This is a genomic window from Scleromatobacter humisilvae, assembly GCF_023231945.1.
Classification (GTDB): Bacteria; Pseudomonadota; Gammaproteobacteria; order Burkholderiales; family Burkholderiaceae_C; genus Scleromatobacter; species Scleromatobacter humisilvae.
This window is the reverse complement of sequence record NZ_JAJLJH010000010.1, coordinates 158793-180655: the sequence shown is the minus strand read 5'-3', so window position 1 is coordinate 180655 and position 21863 is coordinate 158793. Positions and strand designations below refer to the sequence as shown.

At 70.8% G+C, this 21863-nt stretch carries 16 protein-coding genes; 10 read left to right on the top strand and 6 right to left on the bottom strand.

The features are described from left to right. Nucleotides 1-95: 95 nt before the first annotated feature. The 3 genes from LPC04_RS24340 to chrA are packed head-to-tail and all read right to left on the bottom strand — an operon-like array spanning nucleotide 96 to nucleotide 3463. Entirely contained in the window at nucleotides 96-1658 is a 1563-nt protein-coding gene (locus LPC04_RS24340; protein WP_275684899.1) for an MFS transporter, read from the bottom strand. Beyond that, nucleotides 1655-2212, bottom strand: a complete 558-nt coding sequence (locus LPC04_RS24335; protein ID WP_275684898.1) for a GNAT family N-acetyltransferase — start codon at nucleotides 2210-2212, stop codon at nucleotides 1655-1657. Before LPC04_RS24335 ends, LPC04_RS24340 begins: the two co-directional genes overlap by 4 nt. 30 nt (nucleotides 2213-2242) lie before the next feature. Continuing rightward, nucleotides 2243-3463: a chromate efflux transporter gene (gene chrA, locus LPC04_RS24330; protein WP_275684897.1), complete on the bottom strand. Its 1221-nt coding sequence runs from the start codon at nucleotides 3461-3463 to the stop codon at nucleotides 2243-2245. 212 nt (nucleotides 3464-3675) lie between these two features. On the opposite strand from chrA, the gene LPC04_RS24325 reads away from it, so the two are divergent. From LPC04_RS24325 to LPC04_RS24285, 9 genes are all read left to right on the top strand, one after another. Beyond that, entirely contained in the window at nucleotides 3676-4446 is a 771-nt protein-coding gene (locus tag LPC04_RS24325) for an alpha/beta fold hydrolase (protein WP_275684896.1), read from the top strand. Further along, complete coding sequence (locus tag LPC04_RS24320; RefSeq protein ID WP_275684895.1) at nucleotides 4443-5822, top strand: MFS transporter; 1380 nt, start codon at nucleotides 4443-4445, stop codon at nucleotides 5820-5822. The genes LPC04_RS24325 and LPC04_RS24320 overlap by 4 nt, the downstream gene beginning before the upstream one ends. Nucleotide 5823: 1 nt before the next feature. Next, nucleotides 5824-8334, top strand: a complete 2511-nt coding sequence (locus LPC04_RS24315; protein WP_275684894.1) for a glycoside hydrolase family 2 protein — start codon at nucleotides 5824-5826, stop codon at nucleotides 8332-8334. Next, nucleotides 8331-9407 (top strand): SGNH/GDSL hydrolase family protein, encoded by a 1077-nt coding sequence (locus LPC04_RS24310; RefSeq protein ID WP_275684893.1) that lies wholly within the window; start codon nucleotides 8331-8333, stop codon nucleotides 9405-9407. Before LPC04_RS24315 ends, LPC04_RS24310 begins: the two co-directional genes overlap by 4 nt. A 29-nt stretch (nucleotides 9408-9436) precedes the next feature. Continuing rightward, nucleotides 9437-10243, top strand: coding sequence for a FadR/GntR family transcriptional regulator (locus LPC04_RS24305; RefSeq protein WP_275684892.1), 807 nt, complete (start codon nucleotides 9437-9439; stop codon nucleotides 10241-10243). A gap of 7 nt (nucleotides 10244-10250) precedes the next feature. Further along, nucleotides 10251-11645 (top strand): FAD-binding oxidoreductase, encoded by a 1395-nt coding sequence (locus LPC04_RS24300; protein WP_275684891.1) that lies wholly within the window; start codon nucleotides 10251-10253, stop codon nucleotides 11643-11645. An 89-nt stretch (nucleotides 11646-11734) separates the two neighbouring features. Further along, nucleotides 11735-14035, top strand: coding sequence for a TonB-dependent receptor (locus LPC04_RS24295; protein WP_275684890.1), 2301 nt, complete (start codon nucleotides 11735-11737; stop codon nucleotides 14033-14035). Nucleotides 14036-14039: 4 nt separating this feature from the next. Beyond that, complete coding sequence (locus LPC04_RS24290; protein ID WP_275684889.1) at nucleotides 14040-15083, top strand: alpha/beta fold hydrolase; 1044 nt, start codon at nucleotides 14040-14042, stop codon at nucleotides 15081-15083. 14 nt (nucleotides 15084-15097) lie between these two features. Then, nucleotides 15098-16018 carry an alpha/beta hydrolase gene (locus LPC04_RS24285; protein WP_275684888.1) on the top strand — a complete coding sequence of 307 codons (921 nt, stop codon included), beginning with the start codon at nucleotides 15098-15100 and terminating at the stop codon, nucleotides 16016-16018. A gap of 7 nt (nucleotides 16019-16025) precedes the next feature. On the opposite strand, the gene LPC04_RS24280 is transcribed toward LPC04_RS24285, so the two are convergent. The 3 genes from LPC04_RS24280 to LPC04_RS24270 all read right to left on the bottom strand — a co-directional run bounded on the left by LPC04_RS24280 (nucleotide 16026) and on the right by LPC04_RS24270 (nucleotide 20987). Beyond that, on the bottom strand, nucleotides 16026-18320 hold the full coding sequence (locus tag LPC04_RS24280; protein WP_275684887.1) for an isoamylase: 2295 nt from the start codon (nucleotides 18318-18320) through the stop codon (nucleotides 16026-16028). 298 nt (nucleotides 18321-18618) lie between these two features. Beyond that, nucleotides 18619-20394 (bottom strand): hypothetical protein, encoded by a 1776-nt coding sequence (locus tag LPC04_RS24275; RefSeq protein ID WP_275684886.1) that lies wholly within the window; start codon nucleotides 20392-20394, stop codon nucleotides 18619-18621. 152 nt (nucleotides 20395-20546) lie between these two features. Continuing rightward, the gene (locus tag LPC04_RS24270) at nucleotides 20547-20987 is read right to left on the bottom strand and encodes a hypothetical protein (protein WP_275684885.1); all 441 of its coding nucleotides are present in this window, start codon (nucleotides 20985-20987) and stop codon (nucleotides 20547-20549) included. A 115-nt stretch (nucleotides 20988-21102) separates the two neighbouring features. On the opposite strand from LPC04_RS24270, the gene LPC04_RS24265 reads away from it, so the two are divergent. Further along, on the top strand, nucleotides 21103-21843 hold the full coding sequence (locus LPC04_RS24265) for a glutamine amidotransferase-related protein (protein ID WP_275684884.1): 741 nt from the start codon (nucleotides 21103-21105) through the stop codon (nucleotides 21841-21843). The last annotated feature ends 20 nt before the right edge of the window (nucleotides 21844-21863 follow it).

Genomic DNA, 21863 nt, shown 5'->3' with positions numbered 1-21863 from the left:
CGGAGCCAGCGAACCTCCGATCAGCTCTCGATATCGGCACCCATGAAGCGATGGTGAAGCTCAATCCGTGCAGGACCGCACGCCGACCCCGGCCATCAGCCCGCCTCGAAGTCGCGCAGGTCGCGCCCGCGCGTCTCGGCGCCGAAGCGCCACACCAGCACCAGCGACAGCCCGACCGGCACCAGGATCGCCATGGCCGCCATGAACAGCCCCGGCACCAGCGCCAGCAGGCTCAGCAGCTGTGCGACCAGTCCGCCGCCCTTGGTGCAGGCCGCGATCCAGCCGGTGGCGCGGCCGCGCACCGCCAGCGGATAGCTCTCGGCCGCGTACGGCAGCAGCATGGCGATGATGGCGTTGATGCCGACGATCAGCAGCGCGATCGGGCCCACCGGGCTCATCGTGCCGGCGGGCGCGAACTCCAGCAGCATCACGCCGGCCAGGCCCAGCGCGGTGACGCCGATCGAGCCGAGCAGCGCGCCCTTGCTGCTCCAGCGGCTGTAGAGGAAAGCGGCGACGAAGACGGTGGGGATGGCGATCAGCGCCGAGGCCGACAACAGCCGGCTCGACACCGCCATGCTGTAGCCCTTCTCGACCAGGTGGATCGGCATCCACAGCAGCAGCCCGAAGTTGATCAGGCCCCACGCGACGGCCGCGATGCTCAGCGCCCAGGTGCGGCCCGCGAGTTCGTGCGTCATGTGCGCGTTGGCGCCGGGCGCGGCCGGCGGCGCGGGCGCCTTGGGCTCGGCATGCACGTCGCAGCCGAAGCCACGCAGCGTGCGGATCGCCTCGGCGATGCGGCCGCGCGCCGCGAGGTACTTGGGCGATTCGGGAATGAACGCGTTGAGGAAGATCAGCAGCAGGCCGGTCGGCAGGTTCAGGAACCACAGGATGCGCCAGCTGAAGATCGGCTCCAGCCACGCCGCGCAGCCGCTGGCCGCGAGGTAGCCGCCGACCGCGCCCAGTCCGCCCACGAGCACCAGCACCCAGCCGCGCTCGCGCGAGGGCATCGTCTCGGCCAGCAGCGCGTAGGTGACGGGCAGCATGCCGCCGGCGGCCGCGCCCATCAGGAAGCACATGCCGACGTTCCACCAGAAGTTCGGCATCGAGCCACAGATCGCGGTGCCAACGAACATCACCGCCGACAGCAGGATCGACGCGCGCCGTCCGTAGATGTCGGCCAGCCAGCCCCAGATGACGGAGCCGACGACCGTGCCCGAGAGCGCCGCGAACGGCAGCCATGCGACGGTCGCCTTGCTCACCACGTACTCGGCGCGCATGCCGGGCAGCACGAAGCCGAGGCTCGCGGGCTTCATCACGTCGATCACCAGCGCCACGGTCAACACCACCATCAGGCGCCAGTGCGCGGCGCCCAGCGGGGCGTCCTCCGGCGCGGCGATCTGCAGCAGCGCATCGGCGTGCACCGGGTGCATCGCGTCGCGCGGCAGCAGGCCGTAGCCAGCGACGAGGATCCCGCCGACGATCAGCGCCATGCCCCACAGCATGCCGCCGTCCATCGGCATCTCGGCCAGGTGGAAATGGTTGAAGCGGCCCATCCAGAACATCGGCAGGTGCATCGCCACGCCGGCGGTGACGGCGATGCAGCCGACGAGAAAGGCCCACAGGTGCGGCCGGTCCTGCAGCACGCCGGGCTGGTTCATGGCCGCGCCTTCCACTCGCGCGCCAGCAGGCCGTAGATCAGCGAGTCGCAGACCTCGCCGCCGACGATCCAGCGCTCGCGAAGATGGCCCTCGCGCGTGAAGCCGAGGCGCTCCAGCGCGCGCGCGGAAGCCGCGTTGCGTGGATCGATGTCGGCCTCGACGCGGTTCAGATCCAGGTGCTCGAAGCCCCAGTCCAGCAGCGTCGTCACCGCCTCGTTGGCATGGCCGCGGCCCCAGGCCGACGGCAGCAGTGCATAGCCGACGTCGGCGCGGCGGCATTGCGCGTCGAGCTGGTACAGCGTGCACGTGCCAATGACCGCGTCGTCCTCGCGGCGCACGATCGCGAACTGCACGTGCCGGCCCTCGGCCACGCTGCGGCGATCGCGCTCGATGTAGTCGACGGCCTGCTGCGGGTCCGTCCACGGCGAGTGGCTGCCGTAACGCTGGACGACGGCGTCGGACTTCAACGCGAACAGGAACGGCGCGTCGGCGGGCGCCAGCGGGCGCAGGTCGAGGCGGGCGGTGCGCAGCCTGAGGGCGGAGAAGTCGGGCATGGCCGAATTCTCCCATGCTGATCCGGGGCTTCAGCCGGTCGCGAGCAGCGCGCCGGCGGCGGCCACCAGGGCCACGACGATGAACGGCGAGACCCGCGCCGTCACCGGCAGCCCGAACGCCGCGAGCGCCAGCGCGAAGTCGCCCCGGGTGTGGACGGCGCTCGTCCACACCGGATCGTAGAGCGCCGACAGCAGGACGCCGACGACGCCCGCGTTGACCCCCGCCATCGCCGAGCGCACCCTCGCGCGCTGCCGCAGCGAGTCCCAGAACGGCAGCGCGCCCAGCACGAGCAGCCAGGCGGGAACGAAGATCGCGAGCAGGAACACGACGGCGCCGAGCCATCCCGTCAGCGCCGCGTGCATCGACGCGCCAAGGAAGGCGGCGAACGCGAACAGCGGCCCCGGCAGCGCCTGGGCGGCGCCGTAGCCGGCGAGGAAGTCCGCGTTGCTCACCGCGCCCGACGGCACGACGACCGCCTCCAGCAGCGGCAGCACGACGTGTCCACCGCCGAACACCAGCGAGCCCGCGCGGAAGACGCCGTCGACGAGGTGCAGCACCGGCGATCGGAGCGCGGCCGCCAGCAGCGGCAGTCCAGCGAGCAGCAGCCCGAAGATCGACAACAACACCGCACCCGCGCGGCGCGACACGCCGAAGGCCTGGTGCGCGGCCGCCGGTTCCCCCTCGGGTCGCAGCCACCCGAGGCCGGCGGCGGCGGACAGCGCGATCGCCGCGACCTGGCCGATCCAGCCGGGGAGCGCGAGCGTCAGCAGTGCCGCACCGATCGCCAGGCCCGCCCGCGGGCGATCGGGGCACAGGCTCCGCGCCATGCCCCACACCGCCTGGGCGACCACCGCCACCGCAGCGAGCTTGAGCCCGTGGACGACCCCGGACTGCGCGAGCTGCGCGTGCCCCGCGAGCCCGTAGGCCACGCCCGTCATCAACAGCGCGGACGGCAGCGTGAACCCGAGCCACGCCGCCAGCGAGCCCAGCCAGCCCGCGCGCAGCATGCCGATCGCGATGCCGACCTGGCTGCTCGACGGCCCGGGCAGGAACTGGCACAGCGCGACCAGGTCGGTGAAGCCGCGGTCGTCCAGCCAGCGGCGCCGCTGGACGAATTCCGCGCGGAAGTAGCCCAGGTGGGCAACCGGGCCGCCGAAGGACGTCAGGCCCAGGCGCAGGAACACCAGCAGGACGGCGAGTGCGGAAGGCCGTTCGGACGGGGCGGCGACGCTGGGCGCGGGCGAATTCATCGAGGAGCTGTCGAGCGAAAAGCGAGAGTCTGCCGTGTTCTGCTGTCGGCGCAATGACGGCCTCGACAAGCGCCAACCTATTGGACAGGTCGGGAGTTCTCGACAGCCCAACTAGTGGAAACACGGGGTGTACAGCCAGGCAGATTCGCCGCGTAATGGCGTCACAGAGACAACATGTCCGACAGGTTGGACATGTACGGAGACCGCCAACAATGACTTCCACGACCCTCGACACCGGCACCGCGCCCGTGCTGATCCTGCTGCACGGCGCCGGCGGCAACCAGGCGATGTGGAACCCGGTGCGCCGCCATCTCGATCCGCGCTGGCGCGTCGTCGCGCTGGACCTGCCCGGCCACGGCAGCAAGAGCGACAGCCATTTCACGCTGGAGGGCGCGGTCGAGACCGTCGCCGCCGAGGTGCGCCGCCTGGCGCCGGCCCGCGTCGCGCTGGTCGGCGACTCGCTGGGTGGGTACACCTCGATGGCGTCGGCGCTGGCGTTGCCGACCGACCGGGTCGCCGGCCTCGCGATCGGCGGCTGCACGCAGAACATCGCCGGCAAGACGCTGCGCCAGCTGCGCACACGCAAGGTCATGATGCGCATGATGGCCGCGCTGCTGGGCCCGAAGCGGCTCATCGCCAAGAGCAGCGCCGCACTCGTCAAGAAGGGCCTGCTCGGACCCGACGACGTGAACGCGCTGGTCGCCGGCGGCCTGCGCCTGGCGGCCTGGGGCGAGGCCGTCGACAGCCTCGGCAATCGCGACTTCCTGGCCGACGTGCCGAAGATCGCCGCGCCCATCCTGTTCATCAACGGCGACAAGGACGCGGGCCCCGTCGCCGGCGAGGCCGAGTTCCTCGCCGCCGCGCGCCACGCCGACGTCGCGCGCTTCCCGTGCGAGCACGGCGTCTCGCTGTGGCTGCCGGCCGAGTTCGCCGGCGCGGTCAACCGCTTCGTCGAACGGCTCGCGCTGAAGGAGGCCGCATGACGGCGCACGTCGGCCTGATGGGCGCCGCGCCCGTCGCGGACGATCCTGCCGTCGCGAAGCAGCGCGCGCCGCTCAGTGCGTGGTTCTCGCTGGGCGTGCTGTCGATGGTCGTCGTGCTGGGCCTGGTCGACAAGCTCATCTTCACGCTGGTGGCCGAGCCGCTGCGCCACACGCTGGCGTTGTCGGACACGCAGCTGGGCCTGCTGCAGGGCGTGGCCTTCACGCTGGCGACCGCGGTGACGATGGCGCCGTTCGGCTGGCTGGCGGACCGCTTCGACCGCCGCTGGGTGCTTGCCGGCTCGGTCGTGCTGTGGAGCGCGTGCGGCGCGCTGCGCGGCACGTCGGACGGCTTCTCGACGCTGTTCTTCGCGTCGGTCGGCCTGGGCCTGGCCGAGGGCAGCCCGCTGCCGGTCAACAACAGCCTGATCCCCGACCTGTTCCCGCGCTCGCAGCGCGTCGCGGCCAACACGATCTTCGGGCTCGTGACGCTGCTGGCGGCGTCGATCGGCTCGGCGCTGGGCGGCGCGGCCGTCACGCTGTCGGACGCCGCGCGCCCGCACCTGCCCGCGGCGATGCAGCACCTCGAGAGCTGGCGCCTCGCTTTCTTCGCGACGGCCGCCGCCGGCGTGCCGACCGCGCTGCTCGTGCTGGTGATGCCGCGCGCCACGCGCGGCCGCTACGACGCACACACCGAGGCCGCCGAACAGGTCTCGCGCCAGGAATTCGGCGCCTACATCCGCGCGCACTGGCGCACGCTGGCGGGCGTGGTCTGCGGCACCGGCTTCACGATGGTCGGCTTCTCGGCCGTCGGCAGCTGGATCCCCATCATGGTCGCGCGCCGCTTCGGCGTCTCGCCGCAGCAGCTGGGCAACGGCGTCGGCGCGTCGTTCTTCCTGGCGACGCTGGCCGGCACCGCGCTGGCCGTCATCGGCATGAAGTGGGCACGCAGGCGCATGGGCCCGGCCGGCACGCTGCGCCTGCTCGCACTCGGCAATCTCGGTTTCGCTTCGCTGACGGTGCTGCTGCTGTTCGTGCGCTCGTCGTTCGACGTGTTCTGCGTGCTGGGCCTGATCGTCACGCCGCTGATCGCCAACGTGCTGATCTCGCCCAACGCGATCCAGGATCTCGCGCCGGCCAGCATGCGCTCGCGCACGGCGGGCGTGATGCTGATGGTCGGGCAGCTGTTCCAGGTCGTCGGCCCGCTGGCCATCGGCGGGCTGTCGGACAAGCTCAGCGCGATCTCGCCCAACGCGCTGGTCATCGCGATCGTCGCGCTGGCGGTGGTGATGGGCGCGGTGGGCTCGATCGTGCTGCGCGCCACCGAGGCGTCGTTCGCGCGCGTGGTCGCCACGATCACCGGCGGCGCGGAGGCCTGACATGCGGCTCGAGCACTGGCTGATCCGCGACGTCGAACCGGGCACCGGCATGCCCGCCGTCGACGACCGCTGGATCGCCGCGACCGCTCCCGACGACACCTATGCCGCGCTGCATCGCGCCGGCCGCCTGCCCGATCCGCTGCGCGACGAGAACGAGGCCGCCTGCGCGTGGGTCGAGGGCCGCGAGTGGTGGTGGGTCACGACGTTCACCGCGACCGCCGCCACCGCGCACGAGCGCCTGACGCTCGTCTTCGACGGCCTCGACACCCACGCCACGATCCTTCTCGACGGCGAACTTCTCGGCGAGTCGGACAACATGTTCCTGGCCGCGCGCTTCGACGTCACGTCGCGCGTGCGCGCGGGCGTCACGCACACGCTCGCGGTGCGCTTCACGCCGCCGGCGATCGTCACCGCCGACCGCGAGGCGCCGAGCTGGGCGCTCGCCTCGTCGCCGACGGCCATCACCAAGCGCAACCTGCAGCGCAAGGCGCAGTTCGGCTGGGGCTGGGACTTCGCGCCGCACCTGGTGACGGTCGGCATCTGGCAGCCGGTGCGGCTGGAACGCGCGCGCCACGCCGCGCTGGCGGACGTCGCGCTGCGCACGCTGCAATGCGACGCCGCCTCGGCGCAGGTCGAGATCGACATCGCCGCCGACGCGTTCGGCGTCACCACCGGCCTGGCCGCGGAGATCGCGCTCGCCGATCCCGACGGCCGCGTCGTCGCGCAGACCGCGCTGGATCTCGCGACACGCACCGGCAGGCTGCAGCTGCAGGTCGCGCAGCCGCGGCTGTGGTGGACGGCCGACCTCGGCGAGCAGCCGCTCTACACGCTGGCCGTCACGCTGCGCCACGGCGACGACGTCGTCGACGAACGCTCGCTGCGCGTCGGCCTGCGCACCATCGCAATCGACACCCGCGCCGACGCCGACGAGCCCGGCGCGAGCTTCTTCCGCTTCGTCCTCAATGGCGTGCCGCTGTTCGCGCGCGGCGCCAACTGGGTGCCGGCCAGCAGCCTCGTCGGCGCGCTGACCGGGCGCGACACGACGCCGCTGCTCGAACGCGCCGTCGCCGGCAACATGAACATGATCCGCGTGTGGGGCGGCGGCATCTACGAGTCCGACGACTTCTTCGACGCCTGCGACCGCCTCGGCCTGCTCGTGTGGCAGGACTTCATGTTCGCCTGCGCGCGCTACCCCGACGACGACGCGGCCTTCATCGCGAACGTGCGCGCGGAGGTCGGGCACCAGGTGCGACGGCTGCGCCATCACGCGTCGCTGGCCGTCTGGTGCGGCAACAACGAGTGCCAGGTGATCCAGAACATCTCCGACCACCTCGAAGGCACCGGCCCGAACGCGATGCAGGGGGCATCGCTGTTCCACGAGCTGATGCCCGAGGTGCTCGCGGCCCTCGACCCGACGACGCCTTACCGGCCCAGCAGCCCGTTCGGCGGCGCCAACGCCAACAGCATGCGCATCGGCGACGAGCACAACTGGACGGTCTGGCACGGCATCCCGCCGGTGCCCGAGGAAACGATGATCGGCGTGATCCGGCGCACGCCCGAGACGGTCGCCTACACGCGCTACGCCGAGGACACGGCGCGCTTCGTCAGCGAGTTCGGCATCCAGGCCTCGCCGGCGCTGGCCACGCTCGAACGCTGGACGCGGCCCGGCTCGCTCGATCTGGGCAGCACGGCCTTCCTCAACCGCATCAAGGACAAGCCGAACAACAAGGTCGACGACCTGCTGGTGACGAGCACCGGCCTGCCCGCGACGCTGCAACAGTACGTCGACTTCACGCAGCTGACGCAGGCGGAAGGGCTGAAGTTCGGCATCGAGCATTTCCGTCGCCGCATGCCGCATTGCTCGGGCGCGCTGGTGTGGCAGTTCAACGACTGCTGGCCCGGCATCAGCTGGAGCCTGGTCGACTTCGACCGCACCTGCAAGGCGGCGTACTTCGCGGTCAAGCGCGCGTTCGCGCCGGTCGTGGCGTCGATCAAGGTGCTGGACGACGGCGGCGTCGAGCTGTGGCTGTCCAACGATACAGCCAAGGGTATCGATGTCCGGATCGCGATCGACCTCGCGACGCTCGCGGGAAGCGCGTGCTGGCACGAGGACGTCGTCGCGGACATCGAACCGCACGCGAGCCGGCCGATCTGGCGCGCGGACGCGGCGCGTGTCGCGGCCGCGCCCGATCGCGTGCTGATGCTGCGCTCGCCGCGGGCGCCGGCCAACCGGCTGCTGTTCACGCCGTTCAAGGACCTGCCGCTGCCGGACGCCACGCTGCGCATGACCAGCGAGCGCGTCGATGCGCGCACGCTGGAGGTCGCGATCTCCAGCGACGCCTACGCCTGCAACGTGCACCTGCTCGCGCCGCATCCGGCGACGACGTTCTCCGACAACCACTTCGACCTGCGCGCCGGCGAATCGCGCACGCTGCGGGTCGCGGTGCCCGACGGCGCGCTCGACGCCGCGACGCTGCGGCTGCGCCGCCTCGACCGCCTGGCGGCGTCATGACCGGCGTTCCCCTGCACCGCCTCGGCGAGTTCCTCGACGGCCACGTCGGCCTGCTGCCGCGCGGCGCCGCCGTGCAGCCGCTGCGCATGCCGCTGGCCGATCGGCACCTGCACGATCGCTTCACGCGCTGGGTCGCGGCGATACCGTCCGGGGTACGGCTGCGGCTGCGCACCGACTCGCGCTCGCTGCAGCTGTGGACGCAGCAGCGCCAGACCTGGGCGGCCGACAAGCCCGAGTGGCCGTCGCACTACGACCTGTTCGTCGACGGCGAGCGCGTGCGCCGCGTCTCTTCGCAAGGCGGCGCGAACCGCATCCCGCTCGGAGAGGTGCTGGGCGACGACCGCGCGCAGCTCGCGCTGGCTGATCTGCCCGTTGGCGACAAGCGCATCGAGCTGTGGTTCCCGACGGCCGCGACCATCGCGATCGAACGCATCGCCGTCGACGACGGCGCCGTGATCGAACCCTGGCCCGACGCGCGGCCGCGCCTCGTGTTCCACGGCAGCTCCAACACGCAATGCGCGAGCGCGGCCGGCGGGTCGGAATCGTGGCCGGCCGTCGCCTGCGCGATGGCCGACGCGCGCCTGCTCAATCTCGGCTGGGCCGGCTCATGCCTGCTCAGCGCCTCGGCCGCCCGCATGCTGCGCGACGAGCCGGCCGCCGCGATCGTGCTCGAACTCGGCGTCAACGTCTGGTCGGAAGGCATGCTCAAGGAGCGCACCTTCCGCGACTCGGCGAACGCGATGATCGCGCTGATCCGCGAACGGCACCGCCGCACGCCGATGGCCATCGTCTCGCCGTTCCTTCTGCAGGCCGGCGAGGACGCGGGCGACCAGCAGGGCCTGAGTGCGTCGCACATGCGCCAGATCCTGCGCGAGATCGTCTCGACGCACCGCGAGCACGGCGACGCCGCGCTGCACTACGTCGACGGGCTCGCGCTGTTCGGCCACGCCGACGCCGCGCTGCAACCCGACGGCGTGCATCCGAACGCCGCCGGCTACCGCCGCATCGGCGAACGCTTCCACGCCGCGCTGCTGGCGCCGGGACGTCCGCTCGCCGACGCCGTCAATTGCTGAACCTCACTCACACACCGGACAAGACCGCCATGGATTCCGTCACGCCGCTGTCTCCCCTCGAACGACCCACGCTGTCCGCGCAGGTCGCGCGCCACCTGCTCGAACTCGTCAACCGCGACGGCCTGCGCCCCGGCATGCCGGTGCCCAGCGAGGTGCAGATCAGCCGCGACCTGGCCGTCAGCCGCGGCAGCGTGCGCGAGGCGTATCGCACGCTCGCCGCGCTCGGCATCCTCGAGATCGAGGCCGGCCGCCAGCCGCGCCTGCGCCCGATCGACCCGAACGTGCTGATGCAGGTGTTCGACTACGCGCTCAACACCGCGCAGGTCACCGTCGCCCACGTGCTGGAGACGCGCCGCGCCATCGAGATGCAGACCGCGCAGCTCGCCGCCCGCTACGCCACCGACGCGCAGCGCCGCTGCCTGCGCGAACTCGCCGCGCAGATGCGCGCGGCCGGCGCCGACCAGACGCGCCGCGTCGCCTGCGACATGGCGATCCACGCGCTGATCGCCGAGGCCAGCGGCAACCCGCTCAACTCGATGCTGCTGCACGCGCTGCGCACGCCGGTGGAGGCGTCCGCGCGCATGCACCTGGACGACCGCCGCATGCCGCACGAGCTCACCCGCGTGATCGACGGCCACGAGGACGTCGTCGAACGCATCTGCGCCGGCGATTCGATGGGGGCGGCGTCGGCGATGTCGTGCCACTTCGACCTCGCCATCATCCACGTGATGCGCCAGGAGTCGCAGCCGCTCGAGATCGTCGAGTCGCCGGCGCCCGCGCCCGTCGCGACCCTCGCCAAGGCCGCCGCGGCCAAGCGCGTCCGCAAGACTTCCTGAGGCCACGATGACCACCGCCTTCGACGTCCAACCCGCCGCGATCGACGAGATCGTCGCCTTCCTGCGCGGCGCGCTCGGCGACCGCGTCAACACCAGCCGCGCGGTGCGCGAGCAGCACGCGCGCGGCGAGGCGCTCGACACGCACCTGCCCGCCGACGTCGTCGCGTGGCCGCGCGACAAGCACGAGGTCTGCGCGATCCTCGCGCGCTGCAACGCGCTGGGCGTGCCGGTGATCGGCTACGGCGCCGGCAGCTCGCTCGAGGGCCACGTCAGCGCGCCGTTCGGCGGCGTGTGCCTGGACATGTCGCTGATGAACTCGCTGATCACGATCCACGCCGAGGACGGCGACTGCGTCGTGCAACCGGGCATCACGCGCGAGGACCTGAACTCGCAGCTGAAGGGCACCGGGCTGTTCTTCCCGGTCGACCCGGGCGCCAACGCCTCGATCGGCGGCATGGCCTCGACGCGCGCGTCGGGCACGACGACGATCCGCTACGGCTCGATGCAGCACAACGTGATGGCGATGGAGGTGGCGCTGGCCGACGGCACACTCGTGCGCCTGGGCACGCGCGCGCGCAAGTCGTCCGCGGGCTTCGATCTGCTGCACCTGATGATCGGCGCCGAGGGCACGCTGGGCATCATCACCGAGCTGACGCTGCGGCTGCATCCGCTGCCGTCCAACGTCGCCGCCGCGAGCTGCGCGTTCCCGACGCTGCACGACGCGGTCGCGACCGTCACCGAGCTGGTGATGAGCGGCGCGCAGATGGCGCGCATGGAGTTCCTCGACGAGCACCAGGTGCGCGCGTGCAACCTGCACTCGAAGCTGGGCCTGCCCGAGAAGCCCACGCTGTTCCTCGAGTTCCACGGCAGCGAGACCGCCGTGCGCGAGCAGGCCGAGCTGGCGCAGGAAGTGGCCGCGTCCAACGGCGGCATCGACTTCAAGTGGGCCACGCATCCCGAGGACCGCACGCAGTTCTGGCGCGCGCGCCACATGGCCTACTTCGCGGCGCTGGCGCTGCGTCCGGGCTGCGTCTGCATCGTCGCCGACGTCTGCGTGCCGATCTCCGCGCTGGCCGACGCCGTCTCGCAGGCGCGCGAGGACATCGACCGCGAAGGCCTCGTCGCGCCGATCCTGGGCCACGTCGGCGACGGCAACTTCCACGTGCTGTTCCTGGCGATGCCCGATGCGCCGCAGGAACGCGAGGCGGTCGACCGCGTGTACGCCGCGATGGTCGACCGCGCGCTCGCCGCGGGCGGCACCTGCACCGGCGAGCACGGCATCGGCATGGGCAAGAAGACCAAGCTGATCGCCGAGGTCGGACAGCCCGTCGTCGACCTCATGCGCGACACCAAGCGTGCGTGGGATCCGAAATCGATCCTCAATCCCGGAAAGATCTTCTAGCCACCCCCGGCAGCTTTCGTCCAGCCTCCTGGAGCGCGGCACCACGACCGCGCGGGGGCGACTCACGTCAATCAGATGGAGACAACACCTTGAAGACCGCCCAGACCGCGCAATCCACCCGCGCCATGCACGCCCCGATCGCCCGCCCGACCGCCATCGCGGCAGCCACCCTGTGCGCGGCCCTCGCCCTGCACGCCAACCAGGCGCACGCGCAGGCGGCGGCGGCTTCTGCACCGGCGTCCGCGCCGGCGCAGACGCAATCGCAGTCGCAGGCGATCACCGAGGTCATCGTCACCGCGCAGAAGCGCGAACAGGCGCTGATCGACGTGCCGGCCTCGGTCACCGCGATCAGCGCGTCGCGGCTGACCGAAGGCGGCCTCGACCGGCTGGAGGACTACGTCGCCGAGGTGCCCGGCATGTCCATCATCGCGCTGAGCCGCGGCTACACGTCGGTCGTGCTGCGCGGCATCTCGACCGGCATCTCTCAGGCCACGCCATCGACCGCGTTCTACATCGACGAGGCCCCGGTCGGCTCGATCACGTCCTACGCGACCGGCAGCACGCTGACGCCCGACCTCGATCCCGCCGACCTGCGCCGCATCGAGGTGCTCAAGGGCCCGCAGGGCACGCAGTACGGCGCCGGCGCCGTCGGCGGCCTGGTGCGCTACGTGACGATCCAGCCGGACAGCCACACCTTCGGCGGCTCGATCTCGGCCGGCGCCAACAAGGTGACCGACGGCGGCACCGGCAGCGAAGGCCGCGCGTCGCTCAACATCCCGTTGATGACGGACAAGCTGGCCTTGCGCGTCAGCGTGCTCGATCGCAAGGACGCCGGCTACATCGACAACCCGGAACTGGGCACCAAGGACGACAACAAGGCCACGACGCGCGGCGGCCGCGTCGCCCTCGGCTGGAGCATCAGCAACGACTGGTCGCTGAACCTGTCGGCGCTGACGCAGCACTTCAAGTCGGGCGGCATCGGCATGGAGGACGTCAAGACCGCGGCGTTCACGCCCGTCACCGGCGAGCTGGAGCACAGCCACGTGCTGCCCGAGAACGAGGCCATCACGCTGGACGTCTACAACGGCACGCTCAAGGGCCGCGCCGGCGACTTCGACCTCGTCTCGTCCACCACGTACCAGAAGCTGGCGGCGGAGACCAACGTCGACCTCACGCCCACGCTGGGCGCGCTGCTGCCCATCCCCGGCATCGAGCTGCCCGAGCGGCAGACGATCTCCACCAAGCGCTTCTCGCAGGAGCTGCGCGCGCGCACGAGCCTGTTCGACGACAAGCTGGAGTACGAGGCCGGGCTGTTCTACACGCACGAGGACAGCGTCAACAGGCTGCCGCCGCTGCTGCCGCTGGTCGCCGGCGTGCCCTTCGCGGGCCTGGGCGGCCCGCTGTTCAACGCGATGCTGGGCACCAAGTTCGACCAGGTCTCGGTCTTCGGCAACGCCACGTGGGCGGTCACGCCCACCGTCGACCTGATGGCCGGCCTGCGCTACGCGAGCTCGACGCAGAAGTACCACCAGGACTACCAGAAGTCGGTGCTGGTCGGCACGCCGGCGCTGATCGACCAGAAGGCCGACAGCGACAAGACGAACTACCTGCTGAGCGCCAAGTGGAAGCCCGCGGCCGACATGTCGATCTACGGCAGCGTCGCCACCGGCTATCGCGTCGGCGGCCCCAGCGCGCTGCCGCCGGGGATCCTCGCGAACGGCTCGACGACCTTCAAGCCGGACTCGGTCACCAGCTACGAAGTGGGCTTCAAGTCGGGCTTCGGCGGCAAGCTGATGTCGCTGGAGGCGGCGATCTTCGACACCGAGTGGAAGGACGTGCAGGCCCAGACGTCCACCACCAAGGACGGCGTCACCTACCAGTACCTGACCAACGGCGGCAACGCGCGCTCGAAGGGCGCGGAGGCGACCTACCTGCTGTTCCCGGTGCCCGACCTGACGCTGCGCGCGACCGGCGCCTACACCAACTCGCGCCTGACGGAAGCCGCGCCCGCGCTCGGCGGCATCAGCGGCGATCCGATGCCGTTCACCGCGAAGTGGACGGGTTCGCTCGCGGCCGACTACCGCTTCGCGCTCGCCGGCCATCCGGCATGGGCCGGCGGCTCGTACAACTACATCGGCAAGCGCATCTCCAACTTCAGCAACACGACGCTCGGCAAGTACCCGCTGGACGTGCCGGCGTACCACACGTTCGACCTCAACGCCGGCATCGAGATCTCGAAGGTGAAGCTGTCGATCTACGGCAAGAACCTGAACAACGCGCACGGCATCAACTTCGTCAACAACACCGCGGCCGGCACGTCCAACGCGACCTTCAACGCCGGCATCATCCAGCCGCGCACGATCGGCGCCGACGTGAGCTATGCCTTCTGACGCGATGACCTCGACCGACGACGCCTGCACGCCGCGGCTGCATCGCAGCACGGACTTCCGCCTCGCCAGCGGCGCGGTGCTGCCCGAGCTGGTGCAGTCGCACCTCGCGCTCGGCACGCTCAACGCCGCGGGCGACAACGCGGTGATCGTGCTGCACGGCCTGACGACCGGGCCGTCCATGCTGGCCCCCGGCGCGTTCGCGGCCGAGGGCGCGTGGAGCGACCTGGTCGGGCCGGGCAAGGCGATCGACACCGGGCGCTTCTTCGTCGTCTGCCCCAACGCGCTCGGCTCGAGCTACGGCACGACCGGGCCCGCCAGCACCGACCCGCGCACCGGCAAGCCCTACGGCACCACGTTCCCGGACATGACCGTCGGCGACATGATCGAGGCGCAGAAGCTCCTGCTCGATCACTACGGCGTCACCCGCCTGGCCGCGGCCGTCGGGCCGTCGATGGGCGGCTACCAGGCCTTCGAGTGGGGCGTCGCGTACCCGGACTTCGTGCAGCGCGTGGTCGCCGCGGTGACGTGTCCGTACCATCGCTCGCCGATCGCCTCGGAGGTCGCGCTGCGCGAGACCTTGTCCAAGGCGCCGGCCTGGCGCGACGGCGCCTACGTCGACACGCCCGGCTCGATGCAGCCGTACATGAAGACGATGCGCGTCGCCACGCTCAAGCGCTACGGCCTGGAGAACGAACTCGCCGCGGCCTTCCCCGACCCGGCCGCGCGCGAGGCCGAGATCGAGCGCCTGGCCGCCGGCTGGGCCGCGGTCTTCGATCCCAACGCGCTGATGACGCTGACCCGCGCCTGCGACCGGTTCGACGTCCGTCCGCGCCTGCGCAACCTGCGCGCGCCGGTGCTCTACGTCAACTCGCGCACCGACGTCGGCTTCCCACCCGGACTCGCGCTCGAGGTGCTGCCCATCCTCGAGGCCGCCGGCGTCAAGGTGCGCTACATCGAGCTGGACAGCGACAAGGGGCACCTCGCCTCGGGCGCCGACGCGGCGTTGTGGAGCGACGACCTGAAGCGCTTCCTCGAGCAGCCCGTCTGATCCGGAGCCGACCGATGTCCGACACGTCCCACCTCGACCCCGTCATCGCCGCCCTGCGCACCGCGCTGCCGGGCCTGACCGACCACGACGCCCCGCGCTTCGCGCGCGCCATCAGCGTCGACGAGCCCTACAAGCCAGGCCCCGACGCGCAGGCGCGGCCGGGCGTGCCCGAAGGCCGGCTGCAGGCGCACCGGCATGTCGGCCGCAGCGTCTATCCGGGCGTCGAGCGCGACGTGCAGGTCTACGTGCCGGCGCAATACGACGCTGCGCGGCCGGCCGGGCTCGTCGTGCTCCAGGACGGCAGCGGCTACCTCGGCCCGGAGACGAACGCCCGCGTCGTGCTGGACAACCTGATCCACGCACGCACCATTCCCGTCACCATCGCCGTGTTCGTCGATCCCGGCGAACAGGGGCCGGGGCTGCCGATCTTCGGTGGCACGAACAACCGCAGCATCGAGTACGACAGCACCGACGACGCCTACGCACGCTTTCTCGTCGACGAGCTGCTGCCCGACGTGCTGCAGGGCCTGGCCGTGAGCGACGATCCGCGCGACCGCGCGATCGTCGGCATCAGCTCCAGCGCGCAGTGCGCCTTCGCCGCGGCGTGGCATCGGCCCGACCAGTTCTCGAAGGTGATCTCGCACATCGGCTCGTTCGTCGACATCCGCGGCGGCCACGAATGGCCCTATCGCATCCGCAAGGAGGCGCGCAGGCCGCTGCGCGTCTGGATGCAGGACGGCGACGCCGATCTCGACATCGTCTACGGCCACTGGTTCCTCGCCAACGAGCAAATGGCCGCGGCGCTCGCGTACGCGGGCTACGACCACGAGTTCGTCGTGGGCAGCGGCGGCCACTCGATCAGGCACGGCGGCGCGACGCTGCCCGACGCGCTGCGCTGGCTGTGGCGCGACCACCCGCAGGTGGCCGCCGCCTGAACGCACGCTACTTCGCGATGAGCACCAGCGCGCCGCGGCCGCACTCGCCGTAGACGGTGCCGGCGCCGCCGATCGCGTCCTCCGAGCCCGGCGCGCGAACCTGGCCGGGGCCTTCGGCCCACGAGCACGTGTCGGTGACCCGGTACCAGCTCTTGCCGCTGGGCGGTGCGGGCAGCGTGAAGTTCACCTGCGCGCTCCAGCCGTTGTAGGCGACGTAGAGAGCGGCGTAGGTGTCGGCGAGTTCGGTGCCGTCGATGCGCCAGGCGATCGCGTGGTTGTTCGAGTCGTTGAAGTAGGTGCTGTCGGCCACCGCGCCGCTGGGTTCGAACCAGGCCAGCTGCTGCAGGCCGTTGCCGTTGTTGTCGGCGCCCGAATAGAACGTGGCCGGCCGCAGCGACGCGTGGGCCTTGCGGAACGCGATCATCGCCTGCGCGAAGTTCTGGAAGTTGGTCTGGTCGGTGGTGCGCGTCCAGTTGAGCCAGTTGCCGCTCGAGTCGAGGTTGTACGGATTGTTGTTGCAGTTCAGGCCGCGCAGGTACTCGTCGCCGCCGGTCATCAGCGGCACGCCGGCCGAAGTCATCATCAGCGCGAAGCCGGTGCGTGCGGCCTGGCGCTGCGCGGTGGCCGCGCCGCCCTGGTCCCAGCTCTCGTTGTTGTCGGTGCCGCCGTCGGACGGCCCGTACGGCCAGGCCTGCGCGTTGTTCTTGCCGTTGCAGCGGTACAGGTCGCCCAGCGTGAAGCCGTCATGCACGACGAGGAAGTTGACCGAGTTCCAGGGCTGGCGGCCGTCGTCGCCGAACAGGTCGGACGAGCCCGCGAAGCGCGTCGCGAGCTGGCCCGTGGTGACCGCCACCGAGCCGAGCTGGTTCTGCGCCTGGCGCACCAGGTCGCGGTAGTTGCCGTTCCATTCCGACCAGCCGCTCGGGAAGTTGCCGAGCTGGTAGGTGCCGTCGCCGATGGCCCAGGGTTCGGCGACGAAGTCGGTGCCCGTGCCGCCTGCGGCCGGACGCGGCGCCATCTCGCGCACGATGCGGTTCAGCGCGGTCCCGGTGTCCGTCTTGTTGTACGAGTAGCAGCCTTGCGTGCAGGTGTTGCCCAGCACGGCGGCGAGGTCGAAGCGGAAGCCGTCGACGCCCATGGTGTCGCGCCAGTAGGCGAGCGAGTCGACGATCAGGTTCTGCGCGATCGTGTTGTACGTGTTCCAGTTTCCGCCGACGCCGGTGTTGTCGTAGCTGGATTGGTTGTCGCTCGTGAGCTCGTAATAGGTCGGGTTGTCGAGCCCGCGGTAGCTCATCACGTTGTAGGTCGTGGTGTCGGTCGACGACCACGCGCCGCCCTCGCCGGAGTGGTTGTAGACGACGTCCAGCATCACCTTGATGCCGGCGGCGTGGAAGGCCTGCACCATGGCCTTGAACTCCCTGGTCGGGCCGCCAGCCGTCTTGTCCGACGAATAGCGGCGATCCGGCGCGAACCAGTTCAGCGTCGAGTAGCCCCAGTAGTTGTCGCCGGTGTCGGTGTTGGGGACGACGTCGTTGGTGTCGTTCTGCGTCTCCTGCACCGGCAGGAATTCGACGGCGGTCACGCCGAGGCTGGCCAGCCACGCGGCCTTCTGGCCCGCGCCCTTGTAGGTGCCCTGGTAGGCGGTGGCGATGCTGGAGTCGGCCTTCGTGAGCCCGCGCACGTTGACCTCGTAGATCACGTCGTCCTTGAACGCGCGCGTCGGCTTGGTGCCGACGGACTGCGTGTCGGGCACCCACACGATGCCCTTGGGCGCGACGCTCCCGCTGTCCATCAGCCGGTAGCTGGCGCCCGACGCGTAGACGGTGCCGTCGAGATTGGACGGGTTGGTCGGATCCTGGCTCAGCTCCTTGGCGTACGGATCCATCAGCAGCTTGTTCGGGTTGAAGCGATTGCCCTGCGCGTCGACGTCGGCGACGAAGCCCAGGCTCGAGCCCTTGGTCCAGCCACTGTTGTAGGTCCAGTTCGGGCCCCACGCGCGATAGCCGTAGTAGACGGTGCCGCTGATGCCGGCGGACGTCAGCGCCGACGTCGTGACGCTGCCCGTCCAGACGTTGCCGGTGCCCTTGGTCATCACGACCTTCAGGTTCTCCGGCGACCCGCTGGCGTTCGCGTAGAGCCACAGCTCGATGCGCGTCGCGCGCGACGAGTAGACGTTGAAGGTGATGGCGGTGTGGCCGGCGTTGTACGCGGCGCCCAGGCCGGAGGCGTTGATGGCGGCGACGCCGTGCGCGGAAACGAGGGCGGCCGCGGCGGCGCAGACCAGGGTTCGAATCAGTCTCATCGTGCTGTCTCCTGTGGCGCTGGCGATCGCCGGAGGGCAGACGTCGCAGGCCTGAATGGTTGGTTGGCGCGCCGACTATGTATTCAAACTAGCTTTGCTGGATGAAGCGGAAACCCTCTGCTGCAGTGCGATTCGTCTCGGAAATTTGCATCGCCTCGATGGAAAGTAATTACATGAACTACGCATGCTGCCGGCAGGCTTTCGAACTGCTAGCAAAACTACGCTTTCGGAGTTTCAGGCCGCGCCAAGCAAAACGCCCGGCAAGCCGGGCGTTCGCACGAGCCGATCGACGCCGCCGTCAGGCCTTGACCGACGCCTCGAGGCTCATGCGCCGCTCGGTCCACGCCGCCAGCATCGCCGGCGGCCAGAAGGTATGCGGCACGATCATCGGCACCACGCTGGACGGATGCGTCAGCACCGGAAACCAGTCGCCCGACAGCAGGCCGTCCGGCAGGTGCGCGCGCACCGCGACGAAGCTGCTGAGCATCGGCGTCTTCGGGCTCACGGAGGCGGGCACCGCGATGCCCAGCGGCCGGCCCGAATCGTTGCGCACGGTCTGCGCGAACCTGGCGGCCTCGACGTTGGCGGCCGCGCCGCCGGCCCGCAGTTCGACCAGGCGCGCGCCGATCGCGGCTAGCTCGGCCGGGCGGGCGTCGAAGTATTCGTCCTCGCTGAAGACGAGCACGCCGGGCAGGTCGTCGCCGCCCTGCGCGAACACGCCGTCATCCGCCTCCACCAGCGCGCCCCAGCCGATGCGGCCCTTGCGGAACAGCGTCTCCTGCTTCTCGTAGAAGATGCGCACCGGGTCGCCGCTGGCGGTGAGCCAGGCCGGCGGCTCCGTGCGCACCTGCTTCATCCAGCGGCCGCCCTGCAGCAGCCGGCCCGCGCCGAACGAGCGGCGCAGGGCGTTGATCAGCTGCTTCATCGCCGGATCGGCCGCGCGCTCGACCGGGCCGGCGGGACCGGCCGGCGGCGTCGGGGTGACGAAGCGTGATTCCAGCAGCGACATCGGCGCGGTGATGCCGCTGCCCGGTTCGGTGGCGACGGCGACGTCGTCCTGCTGCGCCTCGCGCGCCGCCGCGGGCGCGGCCACCGGGCGCGGCGCCATCGGCCGCGCGCCGACGCGCAAGGGCTCCGGCGCCGCCGTCGGGATGCCCGGCGGCAGGTCGGACACGCTGGGGCTGCGCAGCAGCGGCAGGCGCAGGCGCCATGCGATCTCGGGGAACTTGCCGGCGTCGACGACGACGAAGGTGCCCGTCTCGCCGTTGTTGTAGCGGCCCGGCGCCAGGCGGTAGACACGCTCCGGGCGATCCAGGCGTTCGAGGAAGTCGTCGACGGCCGCCATCACCGCGTCGACGTCCATCGTCGAGCCGACGGCCGGTGCCTCGAAGACGCGAGGCTGGCCCTCGAAGCTGTACTCGACGCGCCAGACGGCGCCGTCGTCGCCGCGCTCGAGGGTCTGGCGCAGGTCGGCGAGCCGGGCTTGCGGCAGCAGCGAGGCGACCAGGCCGCCGAACAGCGTGTCGTGCGCGGGCGGGGTGCCGTCGTCGTGCAGGTTGTACGAGACCAGGCGCTCGCCGAACAGCGCCTCGATGATCTCGGTGGCCTCGCCGAGCGCCTTGACCGGGTCGGTGACCCAGCCGTCCAGCGATTCGAGCGACGCCGGCTTGATCGGCATCGCGAAGCCGCCGTCGCGCAGCATGATGGCGATGCGCGGGGCGCTCGCCTTGCGCTGCTGCCACTCGAACATCAGCCCTTCCCACGGATGCAGCGCGGCCATCGTCGGCTTCTGGCGGCAGCCGTAGCGCACCAGCGCCCACGAGGCGTAGTCGGCCGCCTCGCTGCCGAAGTTCTCGCTCAGCACGGTGCGCAGGGCCGTGACGACCTGCGAGTCCGTCGGCCCGGACTCGCGTCGGGTCTTGGCATCGGGTTCTGCGTACAGCCGCAACATCAGGGCCATGACGGCGGTCCAGATCACGTGCGCCTCGTCGGCACGCGACACGAATGCCCGCACGGCGTCGAGCCCGGCGAGCCGCAACAGCGGTCTTGTCCCGGGCTTGAAATCTTCGCTCATCCTCGCAGTATGCCGGCAGGCGGGGCCATCAGTCCAAACAGGAGTCGCCGAGAACCCTTCAGTTCGCCCGTTGTGACGAATGGAGCGCGCGGTTACACGAGTGCAACAGGTGGTGCGCTCTTCGGGTAAATCGGTAGTGGTCGGAAGCGTTTCTACAACGCTGCCGTGCCGGCGACTCGGCGCGGCGTCGTCGTCATCTGCCGATACGCCAGCGCCATCACCGCGATGAAGGCCGCGTTGAGCATCGGCGGCGGAAGCAGCGCCGCCCAGCCCAGGCCGGTCAACGACGGCACGGCCAGGATGTAGGAAATGTCGGTGAGCAGGTCGGAGACGCGCGCGCCGGCCACCGCGATCAACCAGAGCGGCTGCCGTTTCCAGCGCCACAGCGCGATGGCCTGCACGACCGCGAACGCGGCCCACTGGCCTGCGGCCCGCCGCAGCAGCGCCACGTCGAGATCGACCGGATCCGCGCGATGGAACAGATGGAACCAGAGCTCGGGCGCGACCCAGGACAACACGGCGATGACGCAGTCCTCGACCAGCGACCCGCAGAGAAAGAGCAGGACGAACGCCTTGAGCGGCTGCTTGGGCATGAGAGGCCCCCGGTTGATCCCTCGTGCCGGCATCATGCGCAGAGGCGACGCGGCGGCCTATCCCGCGTTGTCGGCGGCGACGCCAGGGCCATGGAAGCCGAATTACCATCGCGCCATGCGCTCACCGATTCCCGATTCGACCCTGAACGTCTGCATCCTCGACAACGACAACCTCGACCCCGCCGTCGCCGATACCTACGTCAGCTACGGCGCGATGACCGAAAAGATGTTCGCCGCCGCCGGCGTGCCCTGGCGGTTCGAGCGCTTCAACACGACGCGCGGCGAATACCCCGACTCGTTCGACGCCTACGACGCCGTGCTGCTCACCGGCAGCAAGGCCGATTCGTTCTCCGACGAGCCCTGGGTGCGGACGCTGCGCGAGCGCACCACCGAGTTGCTGCGCCAGCGCAAGAAGCTGCTGGGCATCTGCTTCGGCCACCAGCTCATCGCCCATTGCCTGGGCGCCGACGTCGGCCGCGCGACGCAGGGCTGGGGCATGGGGCGCATGAACTATGAGTGGCTCGGCGCGACGCCGCTCAAGCCGGCAGCCGTCGACGCGTCGCTGAACCTGCTCGCGTCGCACCAGGACCAGGTGCGCTCGCTGCCCGAGGGCGCGACGCTGCTGGCGCGCAGCGCGTTCTGCCCGATCGCGGCCTACAGCGTGGATGACCACGTGTTCTGCATCCAGCCGCATCCCGAGTTCGTCGAGGACTACAGCGCGTGGATCCTGTCGAAGCGTCCCGAGTCGGTGAGCGCCGATCGGCGCGCCAGCGTGCGCGCAGACATGGCGCTGCCGCACGACGGCCTGGGCGTCGCGCGCTTCATGCGCACGTTCATCGAGGGCGCGGGCACCTGAGCGTCACGCCTTCAGCGCTT

Coding starts and splice junctions, on each gene's coding strand:
- LPC04_RS24340 (WP_275684899.1), bottom strand. CDS start 1,658: ATGAACCAGCCCGGCGTGCTGCAGGACCGGCCGCACCTGTGGGCCTTT.
- LPC04_RS24275 (WP_275684886.1), bottom strand. CDS start 20,394: ATGAGCGAAGATTTCAAGCCCGGGACAAGACCGCTGTTGCGGCTCGCC.
- LPC04_RS24335 (WP_275684898.1), bottom strand. CDS start 2,212: ATGCCCGACTTCTCCGCCCTCAGGCTGCGCACCGCCCGCCTCGACCTG.
- LPC04_RS24280 (WP_275684887.1), bottom strand. CDS start 18,320: ATGAGACTGATTCGAACCCTGGTCTGCGCCGCCGCGGCCGCCCTCGTT.
- LPC04_RS24310 (WP_275684893.1), top strand. CDS start 8,331: ATGACCGGCGTTCCCCTGCACCGCCTCGGCGAGTTCCTCGACGGCCAC.
- LPC04_RS24315 (WP_275684894.1), top strand. CDS start 5,824: ATGCGGCTCGAGCACTGGCTGATCCGCGACGTCGAACCGGGCACCGGC.
- chrA (WP_275684897.1), bottom strand. CDS start 3,463: ATGAATTCGCCCGCGCCCAGCGTCGCCGCCCCGTCCGAACGGCCTTCC.
- LPC04_RS24290 (WP_275684889.1), top strand. CDS start 14,040: ATGACCTCGACCGACGACGCCTGCACGCCGCGGCTGCATCGCAGCACG.
- LPC04_RS24265 (WP_275684884.1), top strand. CDS start 21,103: ATGCGCTCACCGATTCCCGATTCGACCCTGAACGTCTGCATCCTCGAC.
- LPC04_RS24320 (WP_275684895.1), top strand. CDS start 4,443: ATGACGGCGCACGTCGGCCTGATGGGCGCCGCGCCCGTCGCGGACGAT.
- LPC04_RS24270 (WP_275684885.1), bottom strand. CDS start 20,987: ATGCCCAAGCAGCCGCTCAAGGCGTTCGTCCTGCTCTTTCTCTGCGGG.
- LPC04_RS24300 (WP_275684891.1), top strand. CDS start 10,251: ATGACCACCGCCTTCGACGTCCAACCCGCCGCGATCGACGAGATCGTC.
- LPC04_RS24325 (WP_275684896.1), top strand. CDS start 3,676: ATGACTTCCACGACCCTCGACACCGGCACCGCGCCCGTGCTGATCCTG.
- LPC04_RS24305 (WP_275684892.1), top strand. CDS start 9,437: ATGGATTCCGTCACGCCGCTGTCTCCCCTCGAACGACCCACGCTGTCC.
- LPC04_RS24285 (WP_275684888.1), top strand. CDS start 15,098: ATGTCCGACACGTCCCACCTCGACCCCGTCATCGCCGCCCTGCGCACC.